Source organism: Fictibacillus iocasae (genome assembly GCF_042665465.1).
Lineage (GTDB): Bacteria > Bacillota > Bacilli > Bacillales > Fictibacillaceae > Fictibacillus > Fictibacillus iocasae.
Genome location: NZ_JBHTCP010000004.1, coordinates 37,158 through 64,017 on the forward strand (window position 1 = coordinate 37,158; position 26,860 = coordinate 64,017).

Annotated in this window: 30 protein-coding genes; 29 read left to right on the top strand and 1 reads right to left on the bottom strand. The window is 45.9% G+C overall.

Annotated elements, in window-relative coordinates:
- Positions 1-74 precede the first annotated feature (74 nt).
- The 10 genes from ACFQPF_RS02400 (at position 75) to ACFQPF_RS02445 (ending at position 7,943) form a co-directional block, all read left to right on the top strand.
- On the top strand, positions 75-929 hold the full coding sequence (locus ACFQPF_RS02400) for a hypothetical protein (protein ID WP_379745984.1): 855 nt from the start codon (positions 75-77) through the stop codon (positions 927-929).
- 36 nt (positions 930-965) lie between these two features.
- Positions 966-2,213, top strand: coding sequence for a tetratricopeptide repeat protein (locus ACFQPF_RS02405; protein ID WP_379745987.1), 1,248 nt, complete (start codon positions 966-968; stop codon positions 2,211-2,213).
- Positions 2,214-2,300: 87 nt separating this feature from the next.
- Positions 2,301-2,837: a ReoY family proteolytic degradation factor gene (locus ACFQPF_RS02410; RefSeq protein ID WP_379745990.1), complete on the top strand. Its 537-nt coding sequence runs from the start codon at positions 2,301-2,303 to the stop codon at positions 2,835-2,837.
- 99 nt (positions 2,838-2,936) lie between these two features.
- Positions 2,937-3,401 (top strand): YpiF family protein, encoded by a 465-nt coding sequence (locus tag ACFQPF_RS02415; RefSeq protein WP_379745993.1) that lies wholly within the window; start codon positions 2,937-2,939, stop codon positions 3,399-3,401.
- A 130-nt stretch (positions 3,402-3,531) separates the two neighbouring features.
- Positions 3,532-4,035: a Rieske (2Fe-2S) protein gene (locus tag ACFQPF_RS02420; protein WP_379745996.1), complete on the top strand. Its 504-nt coding sequence runs from the start codon at positions 3,532-3,534 to the stop codon at positions 4,033-4,035.
- Positions 4,036-4,038: 3 nt separating this feature from the next.
- On the top strand, positions 4,039-4,710 hold the full coding sequence (gene qcrB, locus ACFQPF_RS02425; protein WP_094250500.1) for a menaquinol-cytochrome c reductase cytochrome b subunit: 672 nt from the start codon (positions 4,039-4,041) through the stop codon (positions 4,708-4,710).
- Between the two features lie 68 nt (positions 4,711-4,778).
- Positions 4,779-5,543, top strand: a complete 765-nt coding sequence (locus tag ACFQPF_RS02430; protein ID WP_379745998.1) for a menaquinol-cytochrome c reductase cytochrome b/c subunit — start codon at positions 4,779-4,781, stop codon at positions 5,541-5,543.
- A 199-nt stretch (positions 5,544-5,742) separates the two neighbouring features.
- Entirely contained in the window at positions 5,743-6,327 is a 585-nt protein-coding gene (gene lhaT / locus ACFQPF_RS02435) for a lipoprotein heptaprenylglyceryl N-acetyltransferase LhaT (RefSeq protein WP_379746001.1), read from the top strand.
- 62 nt (positions 6,328-6,389) lie between these two features.
- Positions 6,390-7,187, top strand: coding sequence for a sporulation protein YpjB (locus ACFQPF_RS02440; protein ID WP_379746005.1), 798 nt, complete (start codon positions 6,390-6,392; stop codon positions 7,185-7,187).
- Positions 7,188-7,259: 72 nt separating this feature from the next.
- Positions 7,260-7,943 carry a zinc metallopeptidase gene (locus ACFQPF_RS02445; protein WP_379746008.1) on the top strand — a complete coding sequence of 228 codons (684 nt, stop codon included), beginning with the start codon at positions 7,260-7,262 and terminating at the stop codon, positions 7,941-7,943.
- A 155-nt stretch (positions 7,944-8,098) separates the two neighbouring features.
- Here ACFQPF_RS02445 and ACFQPF_RS02450 read toward each other — a convergent pair whose 3' ends face one another.
- Positions 8,099-8,971, bottom strand: a complete 873-nt coding sequence (locus ACFQPF_RS02450) for a YitT family protein (RefSeq protein ID WP_379746011.1) — start codon at positions 8,969-8,971, stop codon at positions 8,099-8,101.
- A 142-nt stretch (positions 8,972-9,113) separates the two neighbouring features.
- Here ACFQPF_RS02450 and ACFQPF_RS02455 point away from each other — a divergent pair, with 142 nt between their 5' ends.
- The 19 genes from ACFQPF_RS02455 to ACFQPF_RS02545 all read left to right on the top strand — a co-directional run bounded on the left by ACFQPF_RS02455 (position 9,114) and on the right by ACFQPF_RS02545 (position 26,839).
- Positions 9,114-9,455: a nucleotide pyrophosphohydrolase gene (locus ACFQPF_RS02455; RefSeq protein ID WP_379746014.1), complete on the top strand. Its 342-nt coding sequence runs from the start codon at positions 9,114-9,116 to the stop codon at positions 9,453-9,455.
- On the top strand, positions 9,455-10,255 hold the full coding sequence (dapB, locus tag ACFQPF_RS02460) for a 4-hydroxy-tetrahydrodipicolinate reductase (RefSeq protein WP_379746017.1): 801 nt from the start codon (positions 9,455-9,457) through the stop codon (positions 10,253-10,255). The genes ACFQPF_RS02455 and dapB overlap by 1 nt, the downstream gene beginning before the upstream one ends.
- 14 nt (positions 10,256-10,269) lie before the next feature.
- Positions 10,270-10,683, top strand: coding sequence for a methylglyoxal synthase (gene mgsA / locus ACFQPF_RS02465; RefSeq protein ID WP_379746020.1), 414 nt, complete (start codon positions 10,270-10,272; stop codon positions 10,681-10,683).
- Positions 10,680-11,375: a bacillithiol biosynthesis deacetylase BshB1 gene (gene bshB1, locus ACFQPF_RS02470; RefSeq protein ID WP_379746023.1), complete on the top strand. Its 696-nt coding sequence runs from the start codon at positions 10,680-10,682 to the stop codon at positions 11,373-11,375. The genes mgsA and bshB1 overlap by 4 nt, the downstream gene beginning before the upstream one ends.
- 9 nt (positions 11,376-11,384) lie before the next feature.
- Positions 11,385-12,515, top strand: coding sequence for an N-acetyl-alpha-D-glucosaminyl L-malate synthase BshA (bshA, locus tag ACFQPF_RS02475; protein ID WP_379746025.1), 1,131 nt, complete (start codon positions 11,385-11,387; stop codon positions 12,513-12,515).
- Complete coding sequence (locus ACFQPF_RS02480) at positions 12,512-13,714, top strand: CCA tRNA nucleotidyltransferase (protein WP_379746027.1); 1,203 nt, start codon at positions 12,512-12,514, stop codon at positions 13,712-13,714. Before bshA ends, ACFQPF_RS02480 begins: the two co-directional genes overlap by 4 nt.
- Positions 13,686-14,663 (top strand): biotin--[acetyl-CoA-carboxylase] ligase, encoded by a 978-nt coding sequence (locus tag ACFQPF_RS02485; RefSeq protein WP_379746030.1) that lies wholly within the window; start codon positions 13,686-13,688, stop codon positions 14,661-14,663. Before ACFQPF_RS02480 ends, ACFQPF_RS02485 begins: the two co-directional genes overlap by 29 nt.
- A gap of 245 nt (positions 14,664-14,908) precedes the next feature.
- Positions 14,909-15,748, top strand: a complete 840-nt coding sequence (panB, locus tag ACFQPF_RS02490) for a 3-methyl-2-oxobutanoate hydroxymethyltransferase (protein WP_379746033.1) — start codon at positions 14,909-14,911, stop codon at positions 15,746-15,748.
- Complete coding sequence (gene panC, locus ACFQPF_RS02495) at positions 15,745-16,623, top strand: pantoate--beta-alanine ligase (protein ID WP_379746036.1); 879 nt, start codon at positions 15,745-15,747, stop codon at positions 16,621-16,623. The genes panB and panC overlap by 4 nt, the downstream gene beginning before the upstream one ends.
- Positions 16,616-16,999 carry an aspartate 1-decarboxylase gene (panD, locus tag ACFQPF_RS02500; RefSeq protein WP_379746500.1) on the top strand — a complete coding sequence of 128 codons (384 nt, stop codon included), beginning with the start codon at positions 16,616-16,618 and terminating at the stop codon, positions 16,997-16,999. Before panC ends, panD begins: the two co-directional genes overlap by 8 nt.
- 112 nt (positions 17,000-17,111) lie before the next feature.
- Positions 17,112-19,934, top strand: coding sequence for an ATP-dependent DNA helicase DinG (gene dinG, locus ACFQPF_RS02505; protein WP_379746039.1), 2,823 nt, complete (start codon positions 17,112-17,114; stop codon positions 19,932-19,934).
- Positions 19,935-20,187: 253 nt separating this feature from the next.
- Positions 20,188-20,358, top strand: a complete 171-nt coding sequence (locus tag ACFQPF_RS02510; RefSeq protein WP_379746042.1) for a YpmA family protein — start codon at positions 20,188-20,190, stop codon at positions 20,356-20,358.
- A gap of 11 nt (positions 20,359-20,369) precedes the next feature.
- The gene (locus tag ACFQPF_RS02515; protein ID WP_379746044.1) at positions 20,370-20,849 is read left to right on the top strand and encodes a cell wall elongation regulator TseB-like domain-containing protein; all 480 of its coding nucleotides are present in this window, start codon (positions 20,370-20,372) and stop codon (positions 20,847-20,849) included.
- Between the two features lie 23 nt (positions 20,850-20,872).
- A complete protein-coding gene (locus ACFQPF_RS02520; protein ID WP_379746046.1) occupies positions 20,873-22,063 on the top strand; it encodes a pyridoxal phosphate-dependent aminotransferase in 1,191 nt (396 codons plus the stop codon).
- A 31-nt stretch (positions 22,064-22,094) separates the two neighbouring features.
- Positions 22,095-23,387, top strand: a complete 1,293-nt coding sequence (gene asnS / locus ACFQPF_RS02525) for an asparagine--tRNA ligase (RefSeq protein WP_379746049.1) — start codon at positions 22,095-22,097, stop codon at positions 23,385-23,387.
- 210 nt (positions 23,388-23,597) lie between these two features.
- A complete protein-coding gene (locus tag ACFQPF_RS02530) occupies positions 23,598-24,314 on the top strand; it encodes a DnaD domain-containing protein (protein ID WP_379746052.1) in 717 nt (238 codons plus the stop codon).
- A gap of 66 nt (positions 24,315-24,380) precedes the next feature.
- Complete coding sequence (gene nth, locus ACFQPF_RS02535; RefSeq protein ID WP_379746055.1) at positions 24,381-25,031, top strand: endonuclease III; 651 nt, start codon at positions 24,381-24,383, stop codon at positions 25,029-25,031.
- The gene (locus ACFQPF_RS02540) at positions 25,031-25,519 is read left to right on the top strand and encodes a YpoC family protein (RefSeq protein ID WP_379746058.1); all 489 of its coding nucleotides are present in this window, start codon (positions 25,031-25,033) and stop codon (positions 25,517-25,519) included. Before nth ends, ACFQPF_RS02540 begins: the two co-directional genes overlap by 1 nt.
- Before the next feature lie 57 nt (positions 25,520-25,576).
- Complete coding sequence (locus ACFQPF_RS02545; protein ID WP_379746061.1) at positions 25,577-26,839, top strand: glycoside hydrolase family 18 protein; 1,263 nt, start codon at positions 25,577-25,579, stop codon at positions 26,837-26,839.
- Positions 26,840-26,860: the final 21 nt, after the last annotated feature.

A 26,860-nucleotide genomic window follows, 5' to 3' on the forward strand; every position in this document is an offset into this window, starting at 1 on the left:
TGTTTTTTAAACGATTCATATACAAACGATTCCCTTCATAGCTTGTCTATATAGATTCAGTATGGAGGGAAAACATGAAATACGTTTTTGAGCAGGCGGTAGACACCCAAATCGCTTACTACTTAACACAAGAAGGAAAAATCATTGAAAAAAGCAGCAAACCGATACGTATGAGTGTGCCAAAGTTATCACTTGCTGGCTTTTCTGTTGAAGCAGGTAAAGTGATAACATGCTTGTACCCTGATGAATCTGATTTTTACAGTGTTGGAGCAAAAGCAGCAAGACTTCTTTCTGATAAAGGGATGACGACGATGCTTACCTCTGCAAGGGCCACCTATCATCATGAGATCAAGCAGTCATTAAAAAGAATGAAGCATACCCTTAATAATGCTGCGGTCGATTATTTGATAGGTGTGACCGTCGCAGCAAACCGTCTGACTCCGGAGTTTGTAAAGGAATGCAACAGAGAGCGGGTGCCGTTTATTTTGTTTAAAGTGTCTCGGCATGACGAACTTCTTTGCCTTCCTTGGGAATGGTTAAGAGAAGCTAATTATTTGTTCAGGCTAACTTTTGTACCTGACTTCTCAGATGCTGCTTCAGAAAAAGCAAGAAAAAGTCTGGCTAAACACTGGAAGGCGCTCGCTGTCGAGAAGAACATTCCGTATTGGACAGAGCTTTATGATGAATCATCAGTTCCTGACATTTTCCTTAAAAAGATAGGGCTGTATCCTGTAAAGGGTACCCTTATGAGTGGAAGCGATACGGACTATACCCTATCTTTTTTAAACTATGATGAAATCGAAGCGGCTGTCATACGGGGAAGGATTGTCTATTTACGTTCGACTGGGTGGATGAATAAGGGCATTGGAAAAGAAACGAAGATCAGGCTGCCCGGCCGTTTTGGTCTTGGCCGCCCGGCTCGTGTATAATAAGAGTCATTACCGTGCACGAAAAGGGGTTTAATCATGGAAAAAATGAACGAAGCAATCACGCTGATTGACAGAGGATTTGTAAAAGAAGGGATGGAGCTTCTCGCTGCAGCCGAAAAGAAGGCTGGAGACGACGATAAATTAGGTTTAGCCGAGATTTATTTGTCATACGGACATTTGGAAAGTGCTGTCACTCTATTAAAAGAGCTGAGCGATAAATATCCTGATGCAGAAGAAATACAGCTTCTGCTGGCAGAGTGCTACATGGAAGAAGGTCAGGAAGAAGAAGCGCTGACCTGTTTGCTTAACGTAAGTGAGGGAGCGGAAGGCTACACGCGGTCACTGCTGCTGCAGGCGGACATTTATGAAGCGCAAGGCTTGCTTGAGGTGGCGGAAAGGAAACTGACAGAAGCCGTTGAGGCGGATCCTCATGAACCGGTACTGTCGTTTGCTTTCGGTGACTTTTATTTGCGGACCGGCAGCTTTCCGGAAGCCGCTATTCAGCTGGCAAAGGCAAGAGAAGGCGGAATGGAAGATTCCGAACTTAAGCTTGCAGAAGCACTGAGCCGAACAGGCAAGTTTGAAGAGTCGCTCGTTTTGTATGAAGAAGGTCTGGCAATAAAGAAAGAATTGTATACGCTGTTTGGATACGGGGTTACAAGTTTAAAAGCAGGGGAATATAAAAAAGCGATTGCCGCATTAGAAGAATTAAAAGACATGGATCCAGATTACAGCACGCTGTATCCTTTTTTGTCTTATGCGTATGAGCAAGAAGGAGCATTGGAAGAGGCCCTGCAGGCTGCAAAGGACGGACTGCAGCGTGACGAATACAATGAGAATATTTATATGCAGGCAGCCAGGCTTTCTTATAAATTGAAGAACAGTGAAAAGGGTGAGCATTACGTACGAGAAGCGCTCGCATTGAATCCTGAAAAGCTCGAACTGCTTGTTGACCTTGGGTTTCAGCTGCTGAAAGAAGAACGCTACCTTGAACTGGTCAGCTTGTACGGTTCTGTCGATCAGGATGAAGACACCATTCCCGTTATCGATTGGCATTTAGCTTCCGCTTATAAAGAATTGGAAGAGTACGATAAAGCGAGAGTTTATTTTGGAAAAGCTGCTGCAGGCTTGGGTGAGGATCCGGAATTCCTAGAAGAATATGCGTATTTCCTTTTAGAAGAAGGAGAGCAAAAAATTGCGGTTGCTTTATTTGAAAAGCTTCTCATTTCTTCCCCAGATCTGACGGAGGTGGAAGAGACGTTAAGAAGGCTGAAAGAATTTTAAAAGATTTATTTTTGTGAAGGATTTTAGGCGGAAATCAAGAATATAATAAACAAAACATGAAGGCGTTGGAATGATGGGGGGATATGTATGGGCAGCATCGTTTCCGTTCTTGAAAAAAAAGATTTTGTGAAATGGTTCCTTAATCACTACCAGTTAAAAAAGCGTGAATGTGTCTGGCTCTTGAATTACTTAGTCAGTGATGATCAGCTCATGGAACGTGTTCATTTTGTGGAAAAAGCTGAATATTGCCCAAAAGCAATTATCATGTCGACACAATGCGCCGACGGGGTGCCGTTCAGATTCTACAAGCAGAATGTGCTGACGACCGATGCGGAGAAATCGTTTCATGATATTCGTCTTAACCAAGAAGAAAACATTTACCTTGAGCTGAACTTCAATTCTTCAAGACTGACACCGGAATACGCATCTGTTCTGGAGGAAAACCCATACTTGCCGCAGAACATGACAACAGACCGAAAGTACGGAGTATGGGCAGAGATGGTGCTCGATCAGTCGCTCTCTCAGTTCCGCAAACATTCACTCATGGAAAAAATCAACGAGGCGCTTGACCAAAAAGATGAAAAAAGTTTTCAAAAATGGACGATGGAATTAAGAAATTTATAAGTTTCTTTAAAAGGACCTTCCTTTATGGAGGTTCTTTTTATGAGCCGTTATTTTTGATAGGATGAGAGAGCCAGTTTTGTATAGGAAAGGAGCAGCAACATGAAATGGAGAATGAAAGATACGGATGTATTTCTTAACTCAAGAGCGTTTGTAGACACCCTATTGATCCCGCTTATCCCGTTTTCGCTGGGCGGCACATACAAGACGCGAGTGAACGAGGGAGATTATGCTGCAATGCTTTGTGAAGAGCTTGAAAGGCAGCTTTCGGGCCGCCTTTACCTAGCGCCTCCTTTTGTCTATCTTGAGGGTGAAGAAAGTACGCAAGCAACCCGCAGGCTAATAGAGTGGACGAGCCATGCATGTCATGACGGACAGTTCAAACATGTATTTTACGTCACATGCGATGTGGAATGGAAAAGCCGCGAAGACGGACTATCGGGTTCTCTTTTGTGGCTGCCGGCGATTCCGGTAGAGAGCATGGACCCTGAAATGAAGGAAGAACTGCTGAAAGGGCAGGCTAAACCGCTTTTTCAGCTGATTTTCAGCAAGTGGCAGGAACAGTGAAATTACTCACACTGATCCTATGTTCATATTGACAGTAAAAGACAAGTTAGGCTATCATGTTTATGTCCTAGTAAGATGTGTGTAATCTGTCCGGATGGACCTGAACTTACACCACAAGGGGGGGAAAAGAATGTCGAAGGAAGATATCTCAAGACGCCAGTTTTTGAACTACACGCTCACTGGTGTAGGCGGTTTCATGGCTGCTGGCATGCTCATGCCGATGGCTAGGTTCGCGCTGGATCCTGTGCTTAAGGGCAGCTCTGATCAGAAATTGGTAGCGGTTACGACCGTAGATGAGATCACGAACGAACCGAAGCGGTTTGACTTTAAGGTCAAGCAAAAAGACGGATGGTATGAGTCGGACGTATCGCTGTCCGCATGGGTATACAAGTCCAAAAAAGGAGATATCATCGCGCTGTCTCCTGTCTGCAAACACCTTGGCTGCGTCGTCGACTGGAACACGGATCCTAGCCATCCCAACCAGTTCTTCTGTCCATGCCACTTAGGCCGCTATGAGAAAGACGGTATTAACGTACCGGGAACTCCTCCGCTTGCACCGCTTGATGTTTATGATCAAAAGGTAAAAGACGGAAAGCTTTATTTAGGAAAGGCAAAACCGCGAAAGGGGGCGTAATGGATGCTTCAAAAAATTTATGACTGGGTTGATGAACGTCTGGATATTACGCCGCTTTGGAGAGACGTTGCGGATCACGAAGTGCCTGAGCACGTAAACCCTGCGCATCACTTTTCGGCGTTTGTTTACTGTTTCGGAGGATTGACATTCTTTATTACCGTCATTCAAATTTTATCCGGCATGTTCCTTACGATGTATTATGTACCGGATATTATTAACGCTTGGGAATCTGTATATTATCTGCAAAATGAAGTGGCTTTCGGCGTTATCGTAAGAGGCATGCACCATTGGGGTGCAAGTTTAGTAATCGTAATGATGTTCTTACATACATTGCGCGTGTTTTTCCAAGGCGCGTATAAGAAACCGCGCGAGTTGAACTGGGTTGTCGGCGTATTGATTTTCTTTGTTATGCTTGGGCTCGGTTTCACAGGCTATCTGCTTCCTTGGGACATGAAAGCATTATTTGCGACTAAGGTAGGGATTGAGATCGCGATGACGATTCCAGTTGTCGGACCGCTCGCCAAAACGTTCCTCGCAGGTGGGGAAATCATCGGTGCGCAGACGTTAACTCGTTTCTTTGCGATTCATGTATTCTTCCTTCCTGCAGCCCTTCTTGGACTGATGGGAGCGCATTTCTTGATGATCCGTAAGCAAGGTATTTCAGGACCGCTTTAAAAAGAAGCGAATAAACAGATTGAACAAACAAGAGAGTGAACTCTCAACATGCAAAGGAGGGAGAACGTATGCATCGCGGTAAAGGTATGAAGTTTGTCGGCGACTCGCGTGTCCCGGCAGAACGAAAGCCGAACATTCCGAAAGATTATTCGGAGTATCCAGGAAAGACGGAAGCATTCTGGCCAAACTTTCTTTTAAAAGAATGGATGGTTGGTGCCGTATTCTTGATCGGCTACTTGATTTTGACTGTCGCGCACGAGTCTCCGCTGGAAAGAAAAGCTGATCCGACGGATGCTGGATATATCCCGCTTCCTGACTGGTACTTTTTATTCTTATATCAGTTGCTGAAATACAAGTATGCAGCTGGAGATTATGTTTTAATCGGGACTGTCATCATTCCAGGACTGGCGTTCGGAGCGCTATTGCTTGCTCCGTTCCTTGATACAGGGTCTGAACGTCGTCCTTCCCGCCGTCCGGTTGCTACTGGCCTTATGCTTTTAGGACTCATTTCTGTTACATATTTAACTTGGGAGTCTGTTGTGACCCACGATTGGGAAAAAGCGAAAGAGCAAGGGAAAATCGTGAACGTCAGTTTTGATGAGAACGATCCGGGCTATAAGATTTATCAAAAGCAAAGCTGCGTTGGCTGTCACGGTGATACGATGAGCGGAGGAGCATCTGGGCCAAGCCTTGTAGGCACTGGATTAAAGCCTGAAGAAATCATGAAGATCGCGAAAGAAGGAAAGCCGCCTGGCATGCCGCCTAACGCGTTTAAAGGAACGGATGAAGAGCTGGAAAAGCTTGCCACATTCATCTCCAAATTAGAAAAGTAATCATGAAAAGACCGGTCCTGCTTTACAGGGCCGGTCTTTTTAACTAAAAAAATACAACTTTTTAACAGAGGAGAAATTGTGCTCCAATCGTAACGATTAAAGATGTATATCTATCGTACATGAAAAAAAGCTGTACCGCGTAAAAGCAGTTAAAGAAAATGATAGAAAATATCAAAATGATCTGCAAGGAGGAAGTCGCTTGGCATACCTACGAATAATATTAATGAACAAGCTGTTTCTTGTGCTGATGCTCATAATCAACATCGCAGGAACCATCTATGGCTACATCTGGTACGAGTACCAGATGAAAGACACGCCTGTGCAGTTTTTGCTTTTTGTGCCGGATTCTCCTACGGCAAGCTTGTTTTTTATTTTTGTGCTCCTAGGTTTTTTAATAGGAAAGAATTCGGGCCTTTTCCAGGCGCTGGCTGCGGTTTCTCTTTTTAAATACGGCATCTGGGCTGTTGGCATGAACGTTGGCGGCAGCTTCGCAGGTGAACCGCTTGACTGGATCAATTATATGCTGATTATCTCTCACCTCGGGATGGCAGCAGAGGGGCTTTTATATGCCCCGTTCTACCGGATTAAAGCTGTTCATCTCATGATTGCAATGGTCATCCTGCTTCATAATGACATCATCGATTATGTGTTTGGGATGATGCCGAGATATCCTGCTCTACAAGGGTACAGTCAGCAGATTGGGTACTTCACCTTCTGGCTAAGCCTGCTATCCGTTTTCATCGTCTGGATCCTTACAGCTTCAAAAAGGAGAATTACACAATAGCAAAGGTCTAACCTTGTCCAGCTCTTCATATCTTTATCTTAAAGAAGCTGGGAGGGACAAGGATGAAAAAAGGTGCGGCGGTTGCGTTGTTGCTTACATGCCTTTCATTATACTTCGGAACTGTTACGGTCAATGCGAATAAAAGTGCAGACGAAGAAAAACTTTGGGGAGAAATGAACAGACTGGCTGGTCAGGCATGGAACCTAGGCAAAGAGGAAAAGTTTGATGAAGCTGTTTCTGTGCTGAAATACACATCAAAATATTTATCTGAAACAAAGGATACGGGGTTAACACCTGAAAAGCAGAGAGTGCTGCAGCACACTTTTGACACGACCCTGTTTACGCTTGGCAGTAATGAGGAAAGTAATAAAGGAAAGCTGATGAAGGTTACAGAGGTCATGATGCTCGTAGACGCTCTGCAGTCGGAAAACCAGCCATTATGGAAGCAGGCAGAGCTTACCGTAATGGCTCCCTTTGAAGAAATGCAGAAGGCGGCAATGAAACAGGAAAAGGAAAAATTCAACGTGGCTCTCAACCAGTTCCTCCAAGAATTTGAGACGATCAGGCCCGCATTAGTGATGGACCTTTCGGATGATAAGCTGGCTTTGCTTGATGGTCATTTAAGTTTTCTTGAAAACAAGAGGATGACCATGTTCAAGAGTGAAGAAGAGCAGATTCGCATAGAGACAGCAGCTGCCGATTTTGAGTCTGTGTTCCAGGCGGAAGAGGACGAATCAGATCCTTCCATCTTTTGGCTTATCTTTTCTATCGGAGGAATCATTTTTAGTACATTAAGTTACGTCAGCTGGAGAAAGTATAATGGAGAGAAAGAAAAAGCAGTGAATGCGGAAGGAAAATAAGCATTTTCTTTGACGGGGAAGGAAAATAGAAATATCCTGTACATGCAGTAAAAAGAAACTGGAGTGATAAAGATGGGCGGTTATTTAATCTATTTTCTGATCTTGCTCATTATTCCGATCTGGGCAAGCATGAGAGTGAAAAGCACGTACAAGAAATATTCCAAAGTAGCAAATGAGTCTGGTCTGACAGGTGCAGAGGTTGCGCGAGGAATATTGGACCGCAACGGACTGGAGCATGTGGACGTGGAGCCGTTTAAGGGCATGCTGTCGGATCATTACGATCCACGAAGCAAAACGGTAAGACTTTCAGAAAGCAACTATTATGGCCATTCCATTGCGGGAGCGGCAGTTGCTGCGCATGAAGTCGGACATGCCATCCAGGATGCGAAAGGCTATGCGCCTTTAAAGATACGCCACGCACTGGTTCCAGTCGCGAATATAGGATCTAGTTTTTCTTTCATCCTTATCTTGGCGGGAATGCTTATGCAGGCAGCCAATTTATTTCTGCTTGGCATCGTATTCATGGCAGCCGCTGTCGTCTTTCAGATTGTGACGCTGCCTGTAGAGTTTAACGCGAGCTCGAGGGCGATGAAGGAAATATCTGCTTCAGGAATGATACGTGCTGATGAACAAAAAGGAGCGAGAAAGGTGCTGAACGCTGCTGCTCTCACATACGTGGCCGCAGCACTGGTCGCCTTGCTAGAACTACTTCGTTTCGTCCTTATGTTCGTGGGCATGAACAACAGCGATGAGTAAGAAACCCCCTGCTGTACGCTACTTGGCGTTCAGCAGGGGGTTTTTTCGTCACGATATGAGAGTATCACTTTTTTTGAAGCTGATCGTTACACCAGATAAACAGTTAAACGCTGGAGAGAGGCTTGGCGTCAGCCAACGTTCTTTTTCAAAGCTGATCAACGACCGATCGGATTTTTATTGGCGTCGAGAGTGAACCCTTCGCCGATGACCTCGTGAACATCGTTGACTGTTACGAATGCATGAGGATCGATACGCTCGATCACCTGCTTCAGACGGACGATTTCATTTTTGGCGATGACACAGTAAAGCACTTCTCTCAAGTTTCCTGTGAACGTTCCTTTACCGTTTAAGATCGTCGCTCCTCGGTCCAGTTCTTTCATAATGTTGGCTGCAATCTCTGAATTGTACTCAGAGACGACCATGACAGCCTTTCCGGCATACGCGCCTTCTTGCATAAAATCAATCACACGGGCGCCGACGAAAACAGCGACAAGCGTGTACATCGCTTCTCGATAGTCCAAATAAACGAGTGACATGGCGATGACGACAAAATCGAACATGAACATTGTCTTACCCATGCTCCAGCCAAGATATTTATGTCCGAGCCGGGCGATAATATCAACTCCGCCTGTCGTTCCGCCATATCGAAACGTAATCCCAAGGCCGATTCCGATGAACACTCCCGCAAAAAGTGCAGCAAGCGTCATGTCATCCTTTAAATCCATCGTTAACGTGGAATATCGCTGAAAGATGAATAAAAATACGGATACGGAGACGGTGCCGATTACCGTGTAGATAAACGAGGTGCGGCCAAGCAGTCTCCAGCCGATAAAGAACAAGGGGATGTTCAGTGCAAGGTTGGAATAGGAAGGATCGATATCAAAAAGAAAATAAAGAATGAGCGTGATCCCTGTAAACCCTCCCTCGGCAAGGTTGTTCGTCATATTAAAATGAACGATGCCAAAAGAAAAGATGGCAGCGCCAAGTAAAATAAAGAAAATGTTTTTTCCGCGAATCGGGTAATTCATGATGTTTCCTCCTTCATATCAAGCAAATACAGTCTTTCTGTGCCTTCCTCATTATAATGAAGGTGAAGGGGGCTTGCAACACACTAAGAAATTTGTCAAACACGCTTTTTCCTTATACCATAGAAATGAATGGAGTGATATTGTGGATAATAGAAGTGTAAAAGAGAGGCAGACAGAGGTAGACGAGTATATCAGCCAGTTTAAAGAAGGCTATTTCAGTCCGCTCGCTATGCTTGCTAGGATGACGGAAGAACTGGGGGAGCTTGCCCGCGAGATCAATCATACATACGGTGAAAAGCCGAAGAAAAGCAGTGAAGGAGAAAAAAAGATCGAGGAAGAACTCGGTGATCTGTTCTTCGTGCTAATTTGTTTAGCCAATTCCTTATCGATTGACCTCGATGAAGCACTCGATATGGTGATGAAAAAGTTCAATACACGAGATAAAGACAGATGGACAAAAATGGACGAAAGCAGGGAATCGTGATGGAATTAATAAAAATCGTACTTGCAGGACCGCGCGGAAAGATGGGTTCAGAGGCATTAAAGATGATCGAGAGCACTCCTCACTTTCATCTGGCAGCGGCAATAGACTCCCGCAACGGAGGCAAAAAGATCAAGGATTTGCCTGGGCTTCCTCCCTTAGATGCTGTCATATATGAAGACCTTGACATATGCCTAGATGAAGTACAGGCAGACGTGCTCATTGATCTGACAAAGCCTGAGATCGGGAAGAAGCATCTTGAAATTGCACTGGAGCGAAAAGTGCGTCCTGTTATCGGGACGACTGGCTTCTCTGAAGATGACCTGAAACGGCTGTCACAGCTTGCAGACGAAAGAGAGACGGGTGCTATCATCGCACCGAATTTTGCGATCGGCGCAATATTAATGATGAAATTTTCACAGATGGCTGCGAAATATCTTCCGCATGTAGAAATCATCGAAAAGCATCATGATCAGAAGCTGGATTCTCCGTCAGGAACTGCCCTGAAAACGGCGCAGCTCATTAATGAGGTAAGGGAAGCAGTGAAGCAAGGGCATCCGCAGGAAACCGAGGACATTGCGGGCGCTCGAGGCGCGGAACTCGATGGGATGCGTATTCATAGTGTCCGCCTGCCTGGCCTTGTCGCACACCAGGAAGTCATTTTTGGAGGAGAAGGACAGACACTGACCATCAAGCATGATTCGATGAACCGCTCATCCTTTATGCCGGGCATTCGACTGGCCGTCGAGAATGTTATGAAGATCGATCAGCTCGTATACGGGCTTGAAAACATCATACAGTAGACAAGGAGATTTCTATGAAAATAGCATTGATTGCACATGATAAGAAAAAGCAGGAAATGATCAATTTTACGGTTGCTTACCGTGACATTCTCACAGAGCATGACTTGTTTGCGACGGGCACGACAGGAACAAAAATCACAGAGGCATCTGGCTTAAACGTCCATCGCTTTAAGTCAGGCCCGCTCGGCGGGGATCAGCAGATCGGTGCCTTAATCGCAGAAGACGGATTGGATCTTGTGCTGTTCTTTCGAGATCCACTCACCGCTCAGCCGCATGAGCCGGATGTGTCTGCCCTTATGAGACTTTGCGATGTGTATCATGTGCCGCTCGCAACAAATGCAGCAAGTGCCGAGTTATTTATTAAAGCGGTAGAGCGAGGCGACTTGGACTGGAGAAAAATATTAAGTGACCGGGAGAGCGGCAAATGATTGAAAAAAATCCGTGGCTCGCTTTTGGTGCCCATGCGGATGATGTAGAAATCGGCATGGCCGCAACAATAAAGAAAGAGACGGCGAGCGGACGTGAGGTCTACATATGTGACTTGACCAAAGCTGAACTGTCTAGCAACGGCACAGTGGAAACGAGGCTGGAAGAAGCAGAACGGGCTGCCGCCGTACTCGGTATATCCGAGAGATACAATCTCGGCCTTCCAGACAGGGGGCTGTACCTGTCAACACATTATGTGAACGAGCTCGTCTGGATGATCCGTAAGATAAAGCCGGCCACCGTATTTGCACCTTATTGGGAAGACCGTCATCCCGATCACGGACATTGTGCGTCTCTTGTCGAGGAAGCTGTTTTTTCTGCTGGTGTAAAGAATGTGCAAGATAAAGAAAATCTCGCCCCTCACCGCGTCAAATCAGTGTATTTTTACAGCATCAACGGCATCAAGACACCTCAGGTCTTAATCGATGTTTCTGATTTTTACCGTTATAAAATAGAAGCGCTGAATTCGTACGCCTCGCAGTTCGTCAAGCAGGAAAACAGCTTCGACACTCCTCTCGTCAATGGTTATATTGAAGCTGTTTCGGCTAGAGAAAGGCTTTTTGGAGCAGAGGCGGGGTCAGTGTATGCAGAAGGCTTTTATTCGAAAAAACCGATCGTGCTGAATACGTTATAAGGAGCATTTATGGGATTAAAAATAGGGATAACCTGCTATCCAACAGTTGGAGGTTCAGGTGTTGTAGCAACCGAGCTCGGAAAGCTTCTCGCTGAACGAGGCCATGAAATTCATTTTATCACCTCCAGCATGCCGTTCCGGCTCGGGAAGGTATACCACAACGTGTTTTATCATGAAGTAGAAGTGAATCATTATTCTGTTTTTAAGTATCCGCCGTACGATCTGGCACTTGCGAGCAAGATGGCGGAAGTCGCCAAACGTGAAAAGCTCGATCTCCTCCATGTCCATTATGCGGTCCCGCATGCGGTCTGCGCCTTCCTGGCTAAACAGATGCTCGGAGGCACGGTGAAGATCGTGACGACCCTGCATGGCACAGACATTACCGTGCTCGGTTATGACCCGGGATTGAGCGAAATGATCCGCTTTGGCATCGAAGCGTCTGATGCTGTCACTTCTGTCTCGCATAGTTTGAAAAAAGACACACAAAACCTGTTGAAGGCGGACAAGGAAATCATCCCGATCCATAATTTTGTCGATGAACGAGAATATTACAGGCGGGATAACCTTTCTCTCAAGAAAGCATATGGCATTGAAGATGATGAAAAAGTGATCGTTCATATATCCAATTTTCGAGGTGTAAAACGCATACAAGATGTGATTTGTACATTTTCGAAGATTAATGAACAAATTCCGTCTAAGCTGCTTCTGATCGGAAACGGGCCAGAACTGACGGCAGCTTGTGAACGGGTGAGAGAACTCGGCATTCAGGATCACGTCCTGTTTCTTGGAAAACAAGAAAAAGTGGCGGACCTTTTTTCGATATCAGATCTGAAAATTCTTCTTTCTGAAAAAGAGAGTTTCGGTCTTGTCCTGCTAGAGGCCATGGCCTGCGGTGTACCCGTTATCGGAAGTGATATCGGCGGCATACCGGAAGTTATCGCTGATGGTGAGACAGGATATATCGTCCCGCTCGGAGACGTTGAGCAAGCGGCTGAACGAGCGGTCAGCTTGCTCAGTGATTCAGAGAAACATGCTGTGTTTTCGCTGAACGCTGTAAGGCATGTACAAGCTCACTTCGCCTCTGAGAAAATCGTGAGCGAGTATGAAGACGTCTATTTTAAGGTTCTTTCTGAAAAATGAAGAGCCGGCCAATCTTTGAACAAGCAAAGAACGTGCTGAAGAAATTAACATCTCTTGGATATGAAGCTTATTTTGTTGGGGGCTGTGTCCGTGATGCTGTCCTTTCTTCACCTGTACATGATATTGATATCGCTACTTCTGCTTTGCCTGAAGAAGTGGTGAGGATTTTCACAAAGACCATTCCAGTCGGCATTGATCACGGCACCGTGATCGTGAGAGAAGGCGGGATTTCTTATGAGGTGACCACGTTTCGGACAGAAGGTGAATACAAGGATTACAGAAGGCCTTCAACAGTGGCGTTCACTTCTTCATTAGAGCGCGATCTTGCCCGACGTGATTTCACGTTTAACGCGATGGCGATGGATGCTGATTACAACCTGTATGATCCTTATGGGGGAAGAGATGCACTAAAAAGAAGGGTGATACAAACGGTCGGTGCTGCACAAGAGCGTTTTCGAGAAGACCCTTTAAGAATCATGAGGGCATTTCGGTTTGCAGCAAAGTATGGATTCTCACTGGAAGAGGAGACAAAGGCGGCTGCAGGCGCACTTTCTTATCTTCTAGAGAAAATATCTACTGAAAGAAAGCGCGATGAATTGCTGAAGCTGCTGTCCCATCCTTATGCATCAGACGTGCTGGCAAGCATGCAAGATCTTGGCGTCATGAACCATCTTCCGGGCTTGAATGATCTGACAGCACCGCATGCCGACTGGCCCGCCCTTCAATCCGATTCAGAAAAAATGGCCTTATTATTCTATCTTTCTTCTCATAAAGACTGTTCAGGTTTCTTGAGAGATTGGAAATTGCCGGGAACCACTGCAAAGCAAAGTGAGAAAATTGTTTCAGCGATGATGCGCTGCAGCCTGCCTCTTAGCTGGCATGTGTATCACACTGGTATTTCCTCAGCTGTGTCCGCATTTAGAACAGCCTGTGCGGCTGTCTGTGTTCATAGCGAGGACGGAATAGAAAGACTTCTAAGCGCGTATGAAGCACTGCCGATAAAATCACGGACGGAACTGCCAGTAAGCGGGAGTCAGGTATCTGCCTTAATAGGTGACCGTCCGGGGCCTTGGCTCGGGAAGCTGCTTCAGTCGTTAGAACATGCGGTGGTAACAGGTGTTTTATCATGCAGCGAGGAAGACGTCCTACATTTTATAAGGAGGTGGAAGGATGAAAGAAACCCTCCTTCACATGCTTAAGGCTAACGAAAACGAATATGTTTCAGGACAGGACATATCCAACGTGCTGAACTGCTCTAGAACGGCAATATGGAAACACGTCAGCGACCTTAGAGCTGCAGGCTATGAAATTGAAGCAGTTCAGAAAAAGGGATACAGGCTGCTGCGTTCTCCAGACGCTGTGACATCTGAAGAAATCATGCTGAGGCTTGAAACAGAGCGGCTAGGAAGAAAGATTCACTATTATCCTTCGTTAAAGAGCACGCAAGAGATGGCACATCATGAAGCCGCTAAGGCGGATGAAGAAGGAATGCTGGTTGTTGCGGATGAACAGACGGGGGGGCGGGGCAGACTGGGCCGCAGCTGGCATTCTCCTAGCGGCACGGGCATTTGGATGAGCCTGATCTTAAAGCCCCGCATTCCTTTGCAAAAGGCCCCGCAGCTTACTTTATTAACAGCAGTCGCTGTAGTGAGGGCGATTGAAAAGAAAACAGGTCTTGCTGCGGATATTAAATGGCCTAACGACATTCTTCTCAATGGGAAAAAAATCGTAGGCATTTTAACTGAGCTACAGGCAGAAGCGGATCAAATTCACTCTGTCATCATCGGAATGGGCATGAACATCAACCAGAAACTCGAGCATTTCCAAGAGGACATCCGGTCGATCGCGACATCTCTTCATATTGAGTCTGGAAAAGAATTTGTCCGTGCCGATCTGATCGCAGCGGTCATGCTAGAGATAGAGGAATTGTATGATATTTATTTAAAGGACGGATTTGGCCTGATCAAGCTTTTGTGGGAGTCGCGTGCGCTGAGTTTGGGCAGGAGGATCACGGCTAGAAGCTTAAACGGAACAGTGAAGGGTCTTGCCAAGGGAATTACAGACGATGGAGTCCTTCTGCTTGAGGATGATGAAGGACGTGTGCACAGCATCTACTCTGCCGATATAGAAATTAGTACTAATGAGTAAACAGAACATGTTACACTAGTAATGGGCGGTATCCAAATCCTGTTTGGAACTGCACTTTGTACCGAAATGGTTTTAACTGTATAGCTTGATCTGCCTAGATCCAAAGGGACCGGGACAGAGGGGGAAACTTCACTAAACAGCGCTTGAACTTCTTCCTTTTATACGGAAGAAGTTTTTTTATGGGCCGCTATTTAGCTTGCAGCTGTTCCCTAGAAAATGCCTCTGCTCCTTAATAAGGAGGAAATATGAAAACAGTAAAGAGCCTTGCTCAGATGAAACAAAATAAAGAAAAGATCGTGATGATGACAGCTTACGATTATCCTTCCGCTGTTCTTTGTGAGCAGGCTGGTATGGATCTGATCCTTGTCGGTGATTCCCTTGGAATGGTCGTTCTTGGCTATGAAACCACCATTCCCGTCACGGTTGATGAGATGATCTACCATACCAAAACGGTCAGACGGGGAGCAGCAAGCACCTTTGTCGTGACCGATATGCCGTTCATGTCCTATCATGGATCCATTGATACGACGCTCGATAACGCACGCCGCATCATGCAGGAGTCTGGAGCTTCTGCTGTCAAGCTGGAAGGCGGCGGAAAAATAGCGGAGACGGTAAAACGATTAACAGATTCTGGTGTTCCAGTGATGGGGCATCTAGGACTCACTCCTCAATCTGTCGGTGTTGAGGGCGGATATAAAGTGCATGGCAAACAAAGAAAAGAAGCCGAAGCTTTGATTGAAGATGCCAAAAAACTTGAGCAATCAGGCGCATTTGCGATCGTTCTTGAATGTGTGCCGCAGCAGCTTGCCGAGATTGCATCTGAAGCGCTTCAAATCCCTGTCATCGGCATCGGTGCGGGAGCTGGAGCGGACGGACAAGTGCTTGTATACCATGATATTGTTGGTTACGGCAGCCATCATGTCCCAAAATTCGTGAAAAAGTATGGCGAAATATCGCCTGTAATCTTAGATGCTCTCACCTCGTATAAACAAGAAGTAAAGAACGGGACTTTTCCGGCACAAGAACATTCCTTCACGATGAAAGAAGAAGAACTGCCCACTTTATATGGAGGCAAAGAGCGATGAAAACGATCCATACAGCAGCCGAATTAAAGCAATGCATCACTGACCAGAAAAAAGCAGACAGAACGATCGGCTTTGTGCCAACGATGGGATACCTTCATGAAGGGCACCTTTCATTGATCAGGCGAGCTAAAGCGGAAAACGACTATGTTATTGTGAGTATTTTTGTCAATCCGCTGCAGTTTGGCCCAAATGAAGATTTTGACCGATATCCCAGAGACATCGAGCGTGATCAAATGCTTGCAGCGGAGTCCGGGACAGACCTTTTATTTCATCCTTCCGTTGAAATGATGTACCCGAAGCAGCCGACTGTTACTTTAAAGGTGAGTGAGCGGGCTGATGTCTTATGCGGCGGGAGTAGAAAAGGCCACTTCGACGGCGTGGCGACTGTTGTAGCCAAGCTATTCATGCTCACACAGCCTGATCGTGCTTATTTCGGCTTAAAAGATGCTCAGCAAGTCTCCGTTATCGAAGCGATGGTGAGCGATCTGAACCTACCGGTAAACATCGTGCCATGCGACACTGTGCGGGAAAAAGACGGTCTTGCTAAGAGTTCAAGAAATGTTTTTTTAACAAAAGAAGAGAGAACAGAAGCGGCAGGCATCTATGCGGCACTTAAGGAAGCGGGCGAGATGCTGCTTTCAGGGATGAATGTGAACGAGGCACAAAAAAGATTTGGACGTTCTCTTGCTCAAAGAGTTTCAGGCGAAGTTGATTATGCCGAAATTCTTTCCTATCCAGAACTATTGCCGCCAAACGACAATAGCGCCCGCTTGATTGCGGCTGCTGCTGTTAAATATAGTAAAGCTAGGCTCATCGATAACATCCTGATTGATCGATCATCTGATGGAAAAGAAAAGAGGAATAATGATGTTTAGAACATTGATGAAAGGCAAAATTCACCGTGCCCGTGTAACAGAGGCGAACTTGAACTATGTAGGAAGCATCACGATCGATGAAGATATTCTTGATGCGGTCGACATGATGGCAAATGAAAAGGTTCAGATTGTCAATAATAACAATGGTGCACGCTTTGAAACCTATATCATTCCAGGTGAAAGAGGGAGCGGCGTGTTCTGCCTTAATGGCGCTGCAGCCAGACTCGTGCAAGTTGGCGATGTGATCATCGTGATCACTTATGGTATGTATTCGGAGGAAGAGGCTAGAAATCATCAGCCGAAAGTGGCCGTGATGGATGAAGATAATCATATTATCCAAATGCTCGGCAATGAGCCGGCCTCAACCATTCTTTAATAGAAATCAAGGGTTATTCGGAATAATGGAAATAAAAGTTTAAGTATAACGAAGGCTGATTATTCCATAAGATCATCAGCTACGTTTTCTTTTTAAATCGGGGTGGGTGGACATGAAACGTAGATACGTCGTAGTAGACTTAGAGACAACAGGCAACTCACCTGCAAGAGGGGACCGCATCATCCAGGTAGGAGCGGTTTGTGTGGAGGATGGCGAGATTGTCAGCCGTTTTTCTTCATTCGTTCAGCCTGGCATCAGCATCCCCCCTTTTATTGAACAGCTGACAGGCATTGATGATCAGATGGTAAAAGGAGCCCCCACTTTTGAAGAAATAGCGCCTGAGCTTCTGCAAATGATGGACGGGGCTTATTTTGTGGCGCATAATGTGAGCTTCGATTATTCGTTTTTACAAGGAGAACTTGAAGCAGCCGGCTACATGCCGCTTTCCATGCCTTTGCTAGATACGGTGGAACTGTCGAGAATCCTTTTGCACGACGCTGACGGCTATCAGCTGAACCAGCTAGCCGATCATCTCGGCTTAGTGCATTTGAACCCCCATCAAGCAGACAGCGATGCGGAGGTGACAGCAGAGCTTCTCATGCATCTGCTCTACAAGTTAAAGCAGCTTCCTGTCGTAACATTGGAACGTCTTGAGCCTATCCTGAAAAAATTGCAGAGCAGCACCGAACGGATATTGAGTGACATCATCGCAGAAAAATCAAGAGTTATCCAGGATGACACCGGCTATGATTTTTATCGTCAGCTTGTGTTAAAAAAAGTCGACCGGCCCCTGCATGAAGAAGAGGACCGAGACGCTGCGGAGACGACAGCCGTCTTGCTCAGAGAGAAGCTGAAGCAGCATATGGTCCAGTTTGAAGTGCGGGAAAGCCAGAAGACGATGATGGAAACGGTCGAGCATGCGCTGCAAAATAATGAGCATGCCTTGATTGAAGCCGGGACTGGCGTAGGAAAATCACTCGGCTATCTGATACCGGGTGTCCTTCACAGTGTCCGGACAGGGAGGCCGTTTGTTGTAAGCACTCATACGGTTCAGCTGCAGCAGCAGATCTTGGACCGTGATGTGCCGCTGCTATCCAGAATTATGCCATTTTCGTTCAGAGCTGCTGTACTAAAAGGACGCAGCCATTATTTATGCTTGCGCAAGTTCGAGCATTCGCTTCAGGATACCTTGGATGATAATTATGATACCAACTTAACGAAAGCACAGATCCTTGTCTGGCTTACTGAGACAGAACATGGCGACGTTGAAGAGCTGAATCTTTCTTCGGGAGGGCGCCTTTTCTGGGCTCAGGTCAAGAGTGATGCGAACACGTGCCTCGGTATTCGGTGCCCGTGGTTTTCTCGCTGCTTTTATCACCGCAAAAGAAGAGAAGCACATGGTGCAGACTTGATCATTACTAATCATGCTATGCTCTTTACGGATATAAAATCAGATTCTCAGCTGCTGCCAGCTTATAAAGAAGCGGTCATTGATGAAGCACACCATCTAGAAGAAGTGGTCAGTGACCATTTTGGAACACAGACAGATTATTTTGCGTTTCACCGACTGATCGAGAGGCTAGGAACGACAGACAGCAGCCAGGCAGCATCACGCCTCTTACAGCTTGCCAACCTGCTTGAGCTGCCGAAGAGTACGGATGTTTTTACAGATTGGAACGACAAGCTGAACGAATTGAAGCAAGAGCTTGACGAGATGTTCCGCCTGTTGAAGTGGTTTGTCCTGAACGGCTCTAAAAGCTCTGCACCTGATACGGGAAAGGTTTATTTAAGATACAGCTCAGAGGATACAGGCAGTCCGGCATTTGCACCAGTGGCTGAGATGTTTGACCGATTTTCCTCGATGGTGCGAGATATGCTGAAACGTTTGCGGCTTATCACTAAAGCAGTAATGGAAAAAGAAGACCATCTCAATTTTCAGCAGAAAGGCTTCATGGCTGATCTGACAGGACTTCGGTCCGATCTAGAAGAAGAACTATCAAGCTTATCTCATCTGCTCACCGCTCCTGGACATGATGAAGTATACTGGCTTGAAGCGGATATTAAAGGTGCGAGGCATGCAGTTTGGCTTTATGCCAAGCCAGTGGAGATCGCGGACATTTTAGCCGATGAATTTTTTGCAAAAAAGAAAAGTGTGGTCATGACGTCTGCGACCATCTCTGTAAGAAATTCTTTCCGCTACATGATCGACAGGCTCGGACTCGGAGATTTTGGCCCAGTCACGGCTCAGCTGCCATCTCCGTTCCATTATGAAAGCCAGGTCAGACTCATGATTCCGTCCGACCTGCCGCTGATCAGCGAGGTGGACGCAAAAACGTTTACGTCTATGGTAAGCCGGTCGCTTTATGAAATCGCCAAAGTGACAAAAGGCAGGATGCTGGTTCTTTTTACGAGCTACGAGATGCTCAGAGAAACGCATTCCTTGTTCAAAGAGCTGGCGGATGAGGAAGAATTGGTGCTGATCGCACAAGGGATTGACAGTGGAAGCAGGGCTAGGCTCACGAAAAATTTTAAAAAGTTTGATAGAGCGGTATTGTTTGGCACGAGCAGCTTTTGGGAGGGAATCGATATTCCGGGTGATTCACTTACATGCCTTGTTATCGTGAGGCTTCCGTTCTCGCCTCCAGACAATCCGGTCACAAATGCAAGAAGCGAGAAAATTCGAGCTGCCGGCGGCAATCCTTTCTATGACCTGTCACTGCCACAGGCAATCATTCGCTTTAAGCAAGGCTTTGGCCGCCTTGTACGGAGCCAGTCTGATTATGGCGCAGTCTTCGTTTTCGACCGACGGATCACAGAAACCAGGTATGGAAGGTCGTTCATTTCATCTCTGCCTAAGCTGCCTGTAGATATTAAGCCTTTGCATGAACTGACTTCTTCATTGAGCAGCTGGCTGAAAGAGAAAGAAAGACCTTAGAGGTATGGAGTATAGTGCTCCTTCCTTTTTACACTTTAAGTTTTTACAGAGAAGAAATTAGAAATTCAACGCAGTTAAAGCGTTTAGGTATAAAGTATAAAGGCAACTGCGGCTGACTTGAAGTCTTGGCGTCAGCCGATTTTTCTTAAAGACAGGCTCTATTAGGCAGTACCTTTTGCTTTTATTTTTTGTTATAGTAATACTTTAGAGAGTGTTTGATTCGGCAAGCGTTTTAGTTATCGGGAGGTCAGGGATGGAAAGCAAAATAGAAGTGCTGTCTTCGATAAAAGTCAGCAAATCACATGATCTGTATAAAATCGTATCAGAGCTGAACAAAACGCTTAAAACAAAAGATTTGATGTTCGGACTGGCTCTTGACGACGAAAATAAAGAAGAGATGATTTTTACGATTTATCGTACATAACGGAGGCAATAATGAAGAAATGGTGGCTGATCGGAGCGGCTGCATTAGTGGCAGTGCTTTTGTTTGCCGGCTCAGTTTACATGGAGGTAAAATCAGGACTTCACGAGGAGAGCGACAAGGCGGAGAAAGCGGCAATACGCGAGTTCAATCTTGTCCGCATCACAAAAAGCGAGCACTTTTACAAAAATGAAGCGTATGAAGTTGTAGAAGGTGTCGATCGCAGCGGCAGAAAAATGATCGTCTGGGTGGACAGCAAGGGCAGGGCGACAGCTCAGCCTGCTGACAGCGGATTGAACGAGAAGGAAATCAAGGAGGCTGTCCGCTCAAAGTACGGTAATGTGGAGATCATTGATGCAAGACTAGGCATGGAAGATGGCCAGCCATTATGGGAGGTCGTGTATACAGACCGCTCGGGACGGTACACCTTCTATTATGGTTATTTTGAGAATGGAAAACGCTACGTCAAATACAGTATCAAAGACAACACATAATGAGACATGGGAGCTGAAAAGATATGAAATTGTCAAAGCGCGCTGAATCGCTCGCCCCATCAAGCACCCTCGCCATTACAGCGAAAGCGGCAGCACTGAAGGCGGAAGGTCATGACGTTATCGGGCTTGGGGCAGGTGAACCGGATTTTAATACTCCAATGCACATCATTGAGGCCGCATATGCCGCGATGAAAGCGGGCCACACGAAGTACACGGCTTCAGGCGGCTTGCTGCCCCTTAAAAAGAAAATATGTGAGAAGCTTTTAAACGATCAGAAACTAAGCTATGACCCTTCTGAAATTATCGTGAGCACTGGAGCGAAGCATTCTTTGTATTCATTGTTTCAGGCTATGCTGGATGAAGGAGATGAAGTGATCATCCCGACGCCATACTGGGTGAGCTACCCGGAACAAGTGAAGCTTGCAGGCGGAGTTCCTGTGTTTATCGAGGGAAAAGAAGAGAACGAGTTTAAGTTCACAGCACAGCAGCTCAAAAGTGCCATAACAGAAAAGACAAGAGCGGTTATCATCAATTCGCCGTCAAACCCGACCGGTTCGCTGTATACAAAAGATGAGCTTGAAGAGATCGGCACGGTTTGTCTTGCCCATGATTTAGTGATCGTCTCTGATGAAATCTATGAAAAACTGGTCTATCATGGTGCAGAGCATGTTTCAATCGCGCAAATTTCAGAGCCGCTGAGAAAGCAGACGATCATCATTAACGGTTTGTCTAAATCTCATGCGATGACAGGATGGCGCATCGGTTTTGCAGCCGGAGACAAGAAAATCATCAAGGCGATGACAAACCTTGACAGCCATAGCACGTCCAATCCTACGACAATCTCACAATATGCAGCCATCGCCGCGTATGGTGGCCCCGAGGAAGATGTGGAAATGATGAGGTCTTCGTTTGAAGCAAGACTTGACGAGGTATACAGCAAGCTCGTATCAATACCCGGTCTTTCTTGCGTGAAGCCAAAAGGAGCCTTCTATCTGTTTCCTAACGCGAAAGCGGCAGCAGAAATGACGGGCTTCCAAAATGTCGATGACTGGGTAGCGGCATTGCTTGATGAAGAAAAAGTAGCACTCGTGCCAGGGTCAGGGTTTGGCTCACCTGATAATGTGCGGCTGTCTTATGCCACATCTCTGGATGCGATCCTAGAAGCACTCGGCCGCATTGAACGGTTCATCAAGCGTCACCAAACAACAAACTAATAATCGCGGAAGAAAAGTGGAGGTTACCCTATTGAAAACGACAATTTCAAAATTAAAGCATCATATTGGAGAGACAGTAACAGTCGGAGCATGGATCGCCAACAAGCGTTCAAGCGGCAAGATCGCCTTCCTTCAGCTTCGGGACGGCACCGGATTTGTACAAGGTGTAGTCGTTAAAAGTGATATTCCCGAAGAACAGTTCCTGCTTGCTAAAGGAATCACGCAAGAAACGAGCGTATATGTGACAGGAACGGTGCAAAGCGACGAGCGTTCACAGTCTGGTGTTGAGCTTGTTGTGTCAAAGATTGACGTGATCTCTGAATCCAACGACTATCCGATCACGCCAAAAGAGCATGGAACAGAATTTTTGATGGATCACCGCCATCTTTGGATTCGCTCAAAGAGACAGCATGCGGTGCTTAAAATCCGCAACGAAATCATTCATGCGATCAATGAATTTTTCTATAAGAACGATTTTGCAAAAGTCGATCCGCCTATCCTAACAGGCAGCTCTGCTGAAGGAACGACTTCCTTGTTTCATACTAAATATTTTGAAGAAGACGCATACCTTTCTCAAAGCGGACAGCTGTATATGGAAGCCGCTGCTATGGCGCTCGGAAAAGTTTATTCATTCGGTCCAACCTTCAGAGCTGAAAAGTCAAAGACCCGCCGCCACTTGATTGAATTTTGGATGATCGAGCCGGAAATGGCGTTTGTCGAGCATGAGGAAAGCCTGGAGATCCAAGAACAGTTCGTCTCTCATGTCGTTCAGTCAGTCCTTGAGCGCTGCAAACAAGAGCTGCAAACCCTAGGACGCGATGTGAGCAAGCTTGAAAACGTAAAAGCACCTTTCCCACGAGTATCGTATGATGATGCGATAAAGATGCTGAAAGAAAAAGGCTATGACGATATCGAATGGGGCGACGACTTTGGGGCACCTCATGAGACGGCGATCGCAGAAAGCTTCGATAAGCCGGTTTTCATCACGAACTATCCGAAGGACATAAAAGCGTTCTACATGAAGCCTCATCCGGAAAGAGATGATGTTGTTCTTTGTGCAGATTTAATTGCGCCAGAAGGCTATGGTGAGATTATCGGGGGCAGCCAGCGAATCGATGACCTTGAACTCATGAAGCAGCGCTACGAGGAGCACGGGCTTACAGATGATGCGTATAAGTGGTATTTAGAGCTCAGACAATACGGCAGTGTTCCGCATTCTGGTTTTGGTCTTGGCCTTGAGCGCACGGTTGCATGGATCTCAGGCGTTGAACACGTTCGCGAAACCATTCCGTTCCCGCGTTTGCTTAACCGTTTGTATCCTTAATAACCAATACAAACAAGCCGTTCCATCATTCATGGGAACGGCTTGTTATTTTTTTGCAGAAATAGATTTCATGTTGTTCCGTCAATTAACCTCATGATTTTATACTAGCGCTTTAACTAGAATGGCAGGAAAAGAATTCACATCGTTCGGCCCTATCCTTGTCGAACGTTATCAGTCAAGTCGTGGTATAATAAAGCTGAGGTGTAAGTCATGAAGAATGAATTATTTGAACGTTGGATGCAGCAGGGGAATGTAACGGTTCCTAAAATGCTGCTCACACATTACAGCCGGATCGGCCTGAGTGAAACGGAGTGTATGCTCATCCTGCAGCTGCATTCGTTTTTAGAGGATGGAAACGTTTTTCCAACTCCTTCAGAGCTGTCAGAGCGTATGACGATCGATGTTAATCAGACGTTGTCATTTATGAGGGTGTTTATTCAAAAAGGGTTCTTGAGCATTCAGTCAATTGAAGATAAAGACCGTGGTGTTTATGCGGAGAAGTACTCGCTTCAGCCACTTTGGAACAGGCTGTTATCTGAATTAGGTGAAGAGCAGCATAATGAGCGCGTTAATGACGTAAAGGACAGGAAAAATAATATATTTGTTATGTTTGAAACAGAGTTCGGCCGTCCTCTCTCTCCGATGGAGATCGAGACGGTGAACATTTGGATGGATGAGGACAATCATCCTTCTGAAATGATTGGAGCTGCTCTTAAGGAAGGCGTTCTTGCCGGCAAGCTGAATTTCAGATACATTGACAGAATCCTATTTGAATGGAAAAAAGCAGGGGTGATAACAGTCGAACAGGCAAGAGTGCACGGTGAAAAATTCCGCACACGCCAGCAAAGAGCTCAGCCGCGGTCGGCAGATTATGCTTCAAAAAAGGACAGTCTATCACTGCCTGCTTATAACTGGCTAGATTCATAAGCCGGGACACGACATATGTCCCGTCTTATTTTTTATGAATAAATGCTTACGAGGAGATGATTTGGTTTGCTCAACAAATCCCAAATAGCGTTCTGTTTAGAAGAAATGGAAAAAATGTTTCCCGATGCTCACTGTGAGCTTCACCATAGCAACCCGTTTGAATTGACGATTGCCGTGCTTCTGTCCGCGCAGTGTACAGACGCACTCGTCAACAAAGTAACACCTGGTCTATTTGCTAAGTATAAAACTCCGCAGGATTATTTGAACGTGTCTCTTGAAGAGCTTCAGGATGATATCCGGCGTATTGGCCTCTACCGCAACAAAGCGAAAAACATACAAAAGCTTTCCGCTCTTTTGATCAACGAATATGGCAACAAGATTCCTGAAGACAGAGATGAACTGACAAAGCTTCCTGGAGTTGGAAGAAAGACCGCGAATGTTGTGGTGAGCGTAGCATTCGGCATCCCGGCCATCGCGGTGGATACGCATGTTGAACGCGTGTCTAAACGCCTTGGAATATGCAAATGGAAGGATTCGGTATTGACCGTGGAAGAGACACTCATGAAAAAAATTCCGCAGCATTTATGGAGCGCTACCCATCACCGTCTCATATTTTTTGGACGCTATCACTGCAAAGCCCAAAATCCGAACTGTCTCGAGTGTCCGCTGCTTGAGATATGCCGTGAAGGGAAGAAGCGGATGAAAGGAAGGGTCTGATGGAGAAGATCATCATCCCTGACCATCTTTATCACGCTTCTTTTTTTGATGATTCTGCTATAGTCATTTCGCCACGAACCCCGTTTTTTGATGAAATTCTTTATTTGAACGGGAAGGCTGATTCTCCGTTAGAGAAAGCTAGTCAGAGAATGCAGGAATATTTTGCTGATTTTCACAATGAGTCGGAGATGATCAAAAGCCATTTTAAGTGCAGAAAAGGTGAAAAAGCAAGACTTCATGTGCTTTTTCATTTAAGCCGTCTCGTTACGATGCTGTTTTGGAACGAGAATTTGCTATGTCCGCCTTTGGACGAAATGGAAACAAGGGTGGCGAGACTGAAAAGCAAGCCGCTTAACGCTGCAGAGCGAATTCTGTTTATCATGAAGGCGCCGGGGCAGTTTCAATCCTTTATCCAGCTCCAAGAACTATTTCTTGAATTTGAAAAAAAAGCTGCAGCCAAACCATTCCTTATCAAGGGAGAAGAATGAGGACAAAACCAATCCGCATATGATGAAGCAGAGAGCTGACGTTTAGGAGGGTTCATCATGCAGATTCATGTGGTTAAGCGAGGAGATTCGCTTTGGGAGCTGTCAAGGTTTTACCGGCTGCCATGGCAGGAGATCGCTGTTGTCAACGGTCTTGGTGCCAATGATATCCTCACAGTCGGACAGACTTTATTCATTCCGTCACCATTCGTGTATACGGTGAAGCAGGGAGATACATTTGAGAGCATCTCCGAAAAAATTGGGATATCAGCATCGCAGCTGCAATCAGCCAATCCTGGTGTTCAGCAGCTGATGACCGGACTTCAGCTGAACGTACCGCAGCGACCAAAGCGTACCATCACGACAAACGCTTTTGCGGAACCCACGCCTAAATCACGCGCCAATTTTAAGAACGCGGCAAAAGCGCTAAGCTATATCACCTTGTTCAGTTATGAAGTCAACGAAAAAGGAGAGCTTACTTCTCTTGATGATGAGGCGTTCTTGAAAGAAATCCGAAACGAGAATGTGAGACCTGTGATGGCGATCACCAATATTAAAGGTGGCGAGTTTTCTGAAGAGGTGGGTACAGCGATTTTACGGAGCGAAAAAGTGACGAATACGCTCATAGACAATGTGCTCACAACGATGAAACAAAAAGGGTATACGGGCTTAAGTGTCGATTTTGAGTACCTTGGCAAAAAAAATAAAGAACCGTATAACCAATTTCTGCGCCGTGTGACCGAAAGGATGCATGCTGCTGGGTATGTCGTCATGACTGCACTGGCTCCCAAAATTAAGCGTGACCAAAAAGGCGAATGGTATGAGTCTCATGATTATCGGGCGCATGGGCAGATTGTGGATTATGTTATTCTTATGACTTATGAATGGGGCTACAGCGGTGGGCCGCCGCTTCCAGTCAGTCCTATCACGCAAGTGCGAAAGGTGCTTGATTATGCGGTCAGCGAAATACCGCGAAACAAGATCTTAATGGGAATCAACCTGTATGGATACGACTGGAAGCTTCCTTACAAGAAAGGTAACCCGTTTGCGAAGGCAATGAGCCCTGTTCAGTCCGTTCAGCTTGCGGGAAAAAGGAAAGCCGCCATCCAGTATGACACAAAAGAACAATCTCCCTATTTTACTTATTATGATAAAGAAAAAAAGCAGCATATCGTGTGGTTTGAAGATCTACGCAGCATGAAAGCGAAATTTGACTTGATCGATGAGTATAAGCTTGCCGGTGCGAGCTTTTGGAATCTGGCTTTCAATTATCCTGTTCTCTGGAACTTTCTTGTGGACCGTTATGACATCAAATATCAGTGAACATAAGCAAAAGGCCCCGCA

Bases quoted from the DNA above. Each gene is read 5' to 3' on its own strand.
- ACFQPF_RS02530 (WP_379746052.1), top strand. From the start codon at position 23,598: ATGAAGAATGAATTATTTGAACGTTGGATGCAGCAGGGGAATGTAACG.
- ACFQPF_RS02420 (WP_379745996.1), top strand. From the start codon at position 3,532: ATGTCGAAGGAAGATATCTCAAGACGCCAGTTTTTGAACTACACGCTC.
- ACFQPF_RS02415 (WP_379745993.1), top strand. From the start codon at position 2,937: ATGAAATGGAGAATGAAAGATACGGATGTATTTCTTAACTCAAGAGCG.
- panB (WP_379746033.1), top strand. From the start codon at position 14,909: ATGAAAACAGTAAAGAGCCTTGCTCAGATGAAACAAAATAAAGAAAAG.
- qcrB (WP_094250500.1), top strand. From the start codon at position 4,039: ATGCTTCAAAAAATTTATGACTGGGTTGATGAACGTCTGGATATTACG.
- panC (WP_379746036.1), top strand. From the start codon at position 15,745: ATGAAAACGATCCATACAGCAGCCGAATTAAAGCAATGCATCACTGAC.
- panD (WP_379746500.1), top strand. From the start codon at position 16,616: ATGTTTAGAACATTGATGAAAGGCAAAATTCACCGTGCCCGTGTAACA.
- ACFQPF_RS02410 (WP_379745990.1), top strand. From the start codon at position 2,301: ATGGGCAGCATCGTTTCCGTTCTTGAAAAAAAAGATTTTGTGAAATGG.
- dapB (WP_379746017.1), top strand. From the start codon at position 9,455: ATGGAATTAATAAAAATCGTACTTGCAGGACCGCGCGGAAAGATGGGT.
- ACFQPF_RS02430 (WP_379745998.1), top strand. From the start codon at position 4,779: ATGCATCGCGGTAAAGGTATGAAGTTTGTCGGCGACTCGCGTGTCCCG.
- ACFQPF_RS02405 (WP_379745987.1), top strand. From the start codon at position 966: ATGGAAAAAATGAACGAAGCAATCACGCTGATTGACAGAGGATTTGTA.
- ACFQPF_RS02440 (WP_379746005.1), top strand. From the start codon at position 6,390: ATGAAAAAAGGTGCGGCGGTTGCGTTGTTGCTTACATGCCTTTCATTA.
- ACFQPF_RS02445 (WP_379746008.1), top strand. From the start codon at position 7,260: ATGGGCGGTTATTTAATCTATTTTCTGATCTTGCTCATTATTCCGATC.
- mgsA (WP_379746020.1), top strand. From the start codon at position 10,270: ATGAAAATAGCATTGATTGCACATGATAAGAAAAAGCAGGAAATGATC.
- ACFQPF_RS02510 (WP_379746042.1), top strand. From the start codon at position 20,188: ATGGAAAGCAAAATAGAAGTGCTGTCTTCGATAAAAGTCAGCAAATCA.
- ACFQPF_RS02515 (WP_379746044.1), top strand. From the start codon at position 20,370: ATGAAGAAATGGTGGCTGATCGGAGCGGCTGCATTAGTGGCAGTGCTT.
- dinG (WP_379746039.1), top strand. From the start codon at position 17,112: ATGAAACGTAGATACGTCGTAGTAGACTTAGAGACAACAGGCAACTCA.
- ACFQPF_RS02520 (WP_379746046.1), top strand. From the start codon at position 20,873: ATGAAATTGTCAAAGCGCGCTGAATCGCTCGCCCCATCAAGCACCCTC.
- ACFQPF_RS02450 (WP_379746011.1), bottom strand. From the start codon at position 8,971: ATGAATTACCCGATTCGCGGAAAAAACATTTTCTTTATTTTACTTGGC.
- ACFQPF_RS02480 (WP_379746027.1), top strand. From the start codon at position 12,512: ATGAAGAGCCGGCCAATCTTTGAACAAGCAAAGAACGTGCTGAAGAAA.
- ACFQPF_RS02400 (WP_379745984.1), top strand. From the start codon at position 75: ATGAAATACGTTTTTGAGCAGGCGGTAGACACCCAAATCGCTTACTAC.
- bshB1 (WP_379746023.1), top strand. From the start codon at position 10,680: ATGATTGAAAAAAATCCGTGGCTCGCTTTTGGTGCCCATGCGGATGAT.
- ACFQPF_RS02485 (WP_379746030.1), top strand. From the start codon at position 13,686: ATGAAAGAAACCCTCCTTCACATGCTTAAGGCTAACGAAAACGAATAT.
- ACFQPF_RS02545 (WP_379746061.1), top strand. From the start codon at position 25,577: ATGCAGATTCATGTGGTTAAGCGAGGAGATTCGCTTTGGGAGCTGTCA.
- bshA (WP_379746025.1), top strand. From the start codon at position 11,385: ATGGGATTAAAAATAGGGATAACCTGCTATCCAACAGTTGGAGGTTCA.
- ACFQPF_RS02540 (WP_379746058.1), top strand. From the start codon at position 25,031: ATGGAGAAGATCATCATCCCTGACCATCTTTATCACGCTTCTTTTTTT.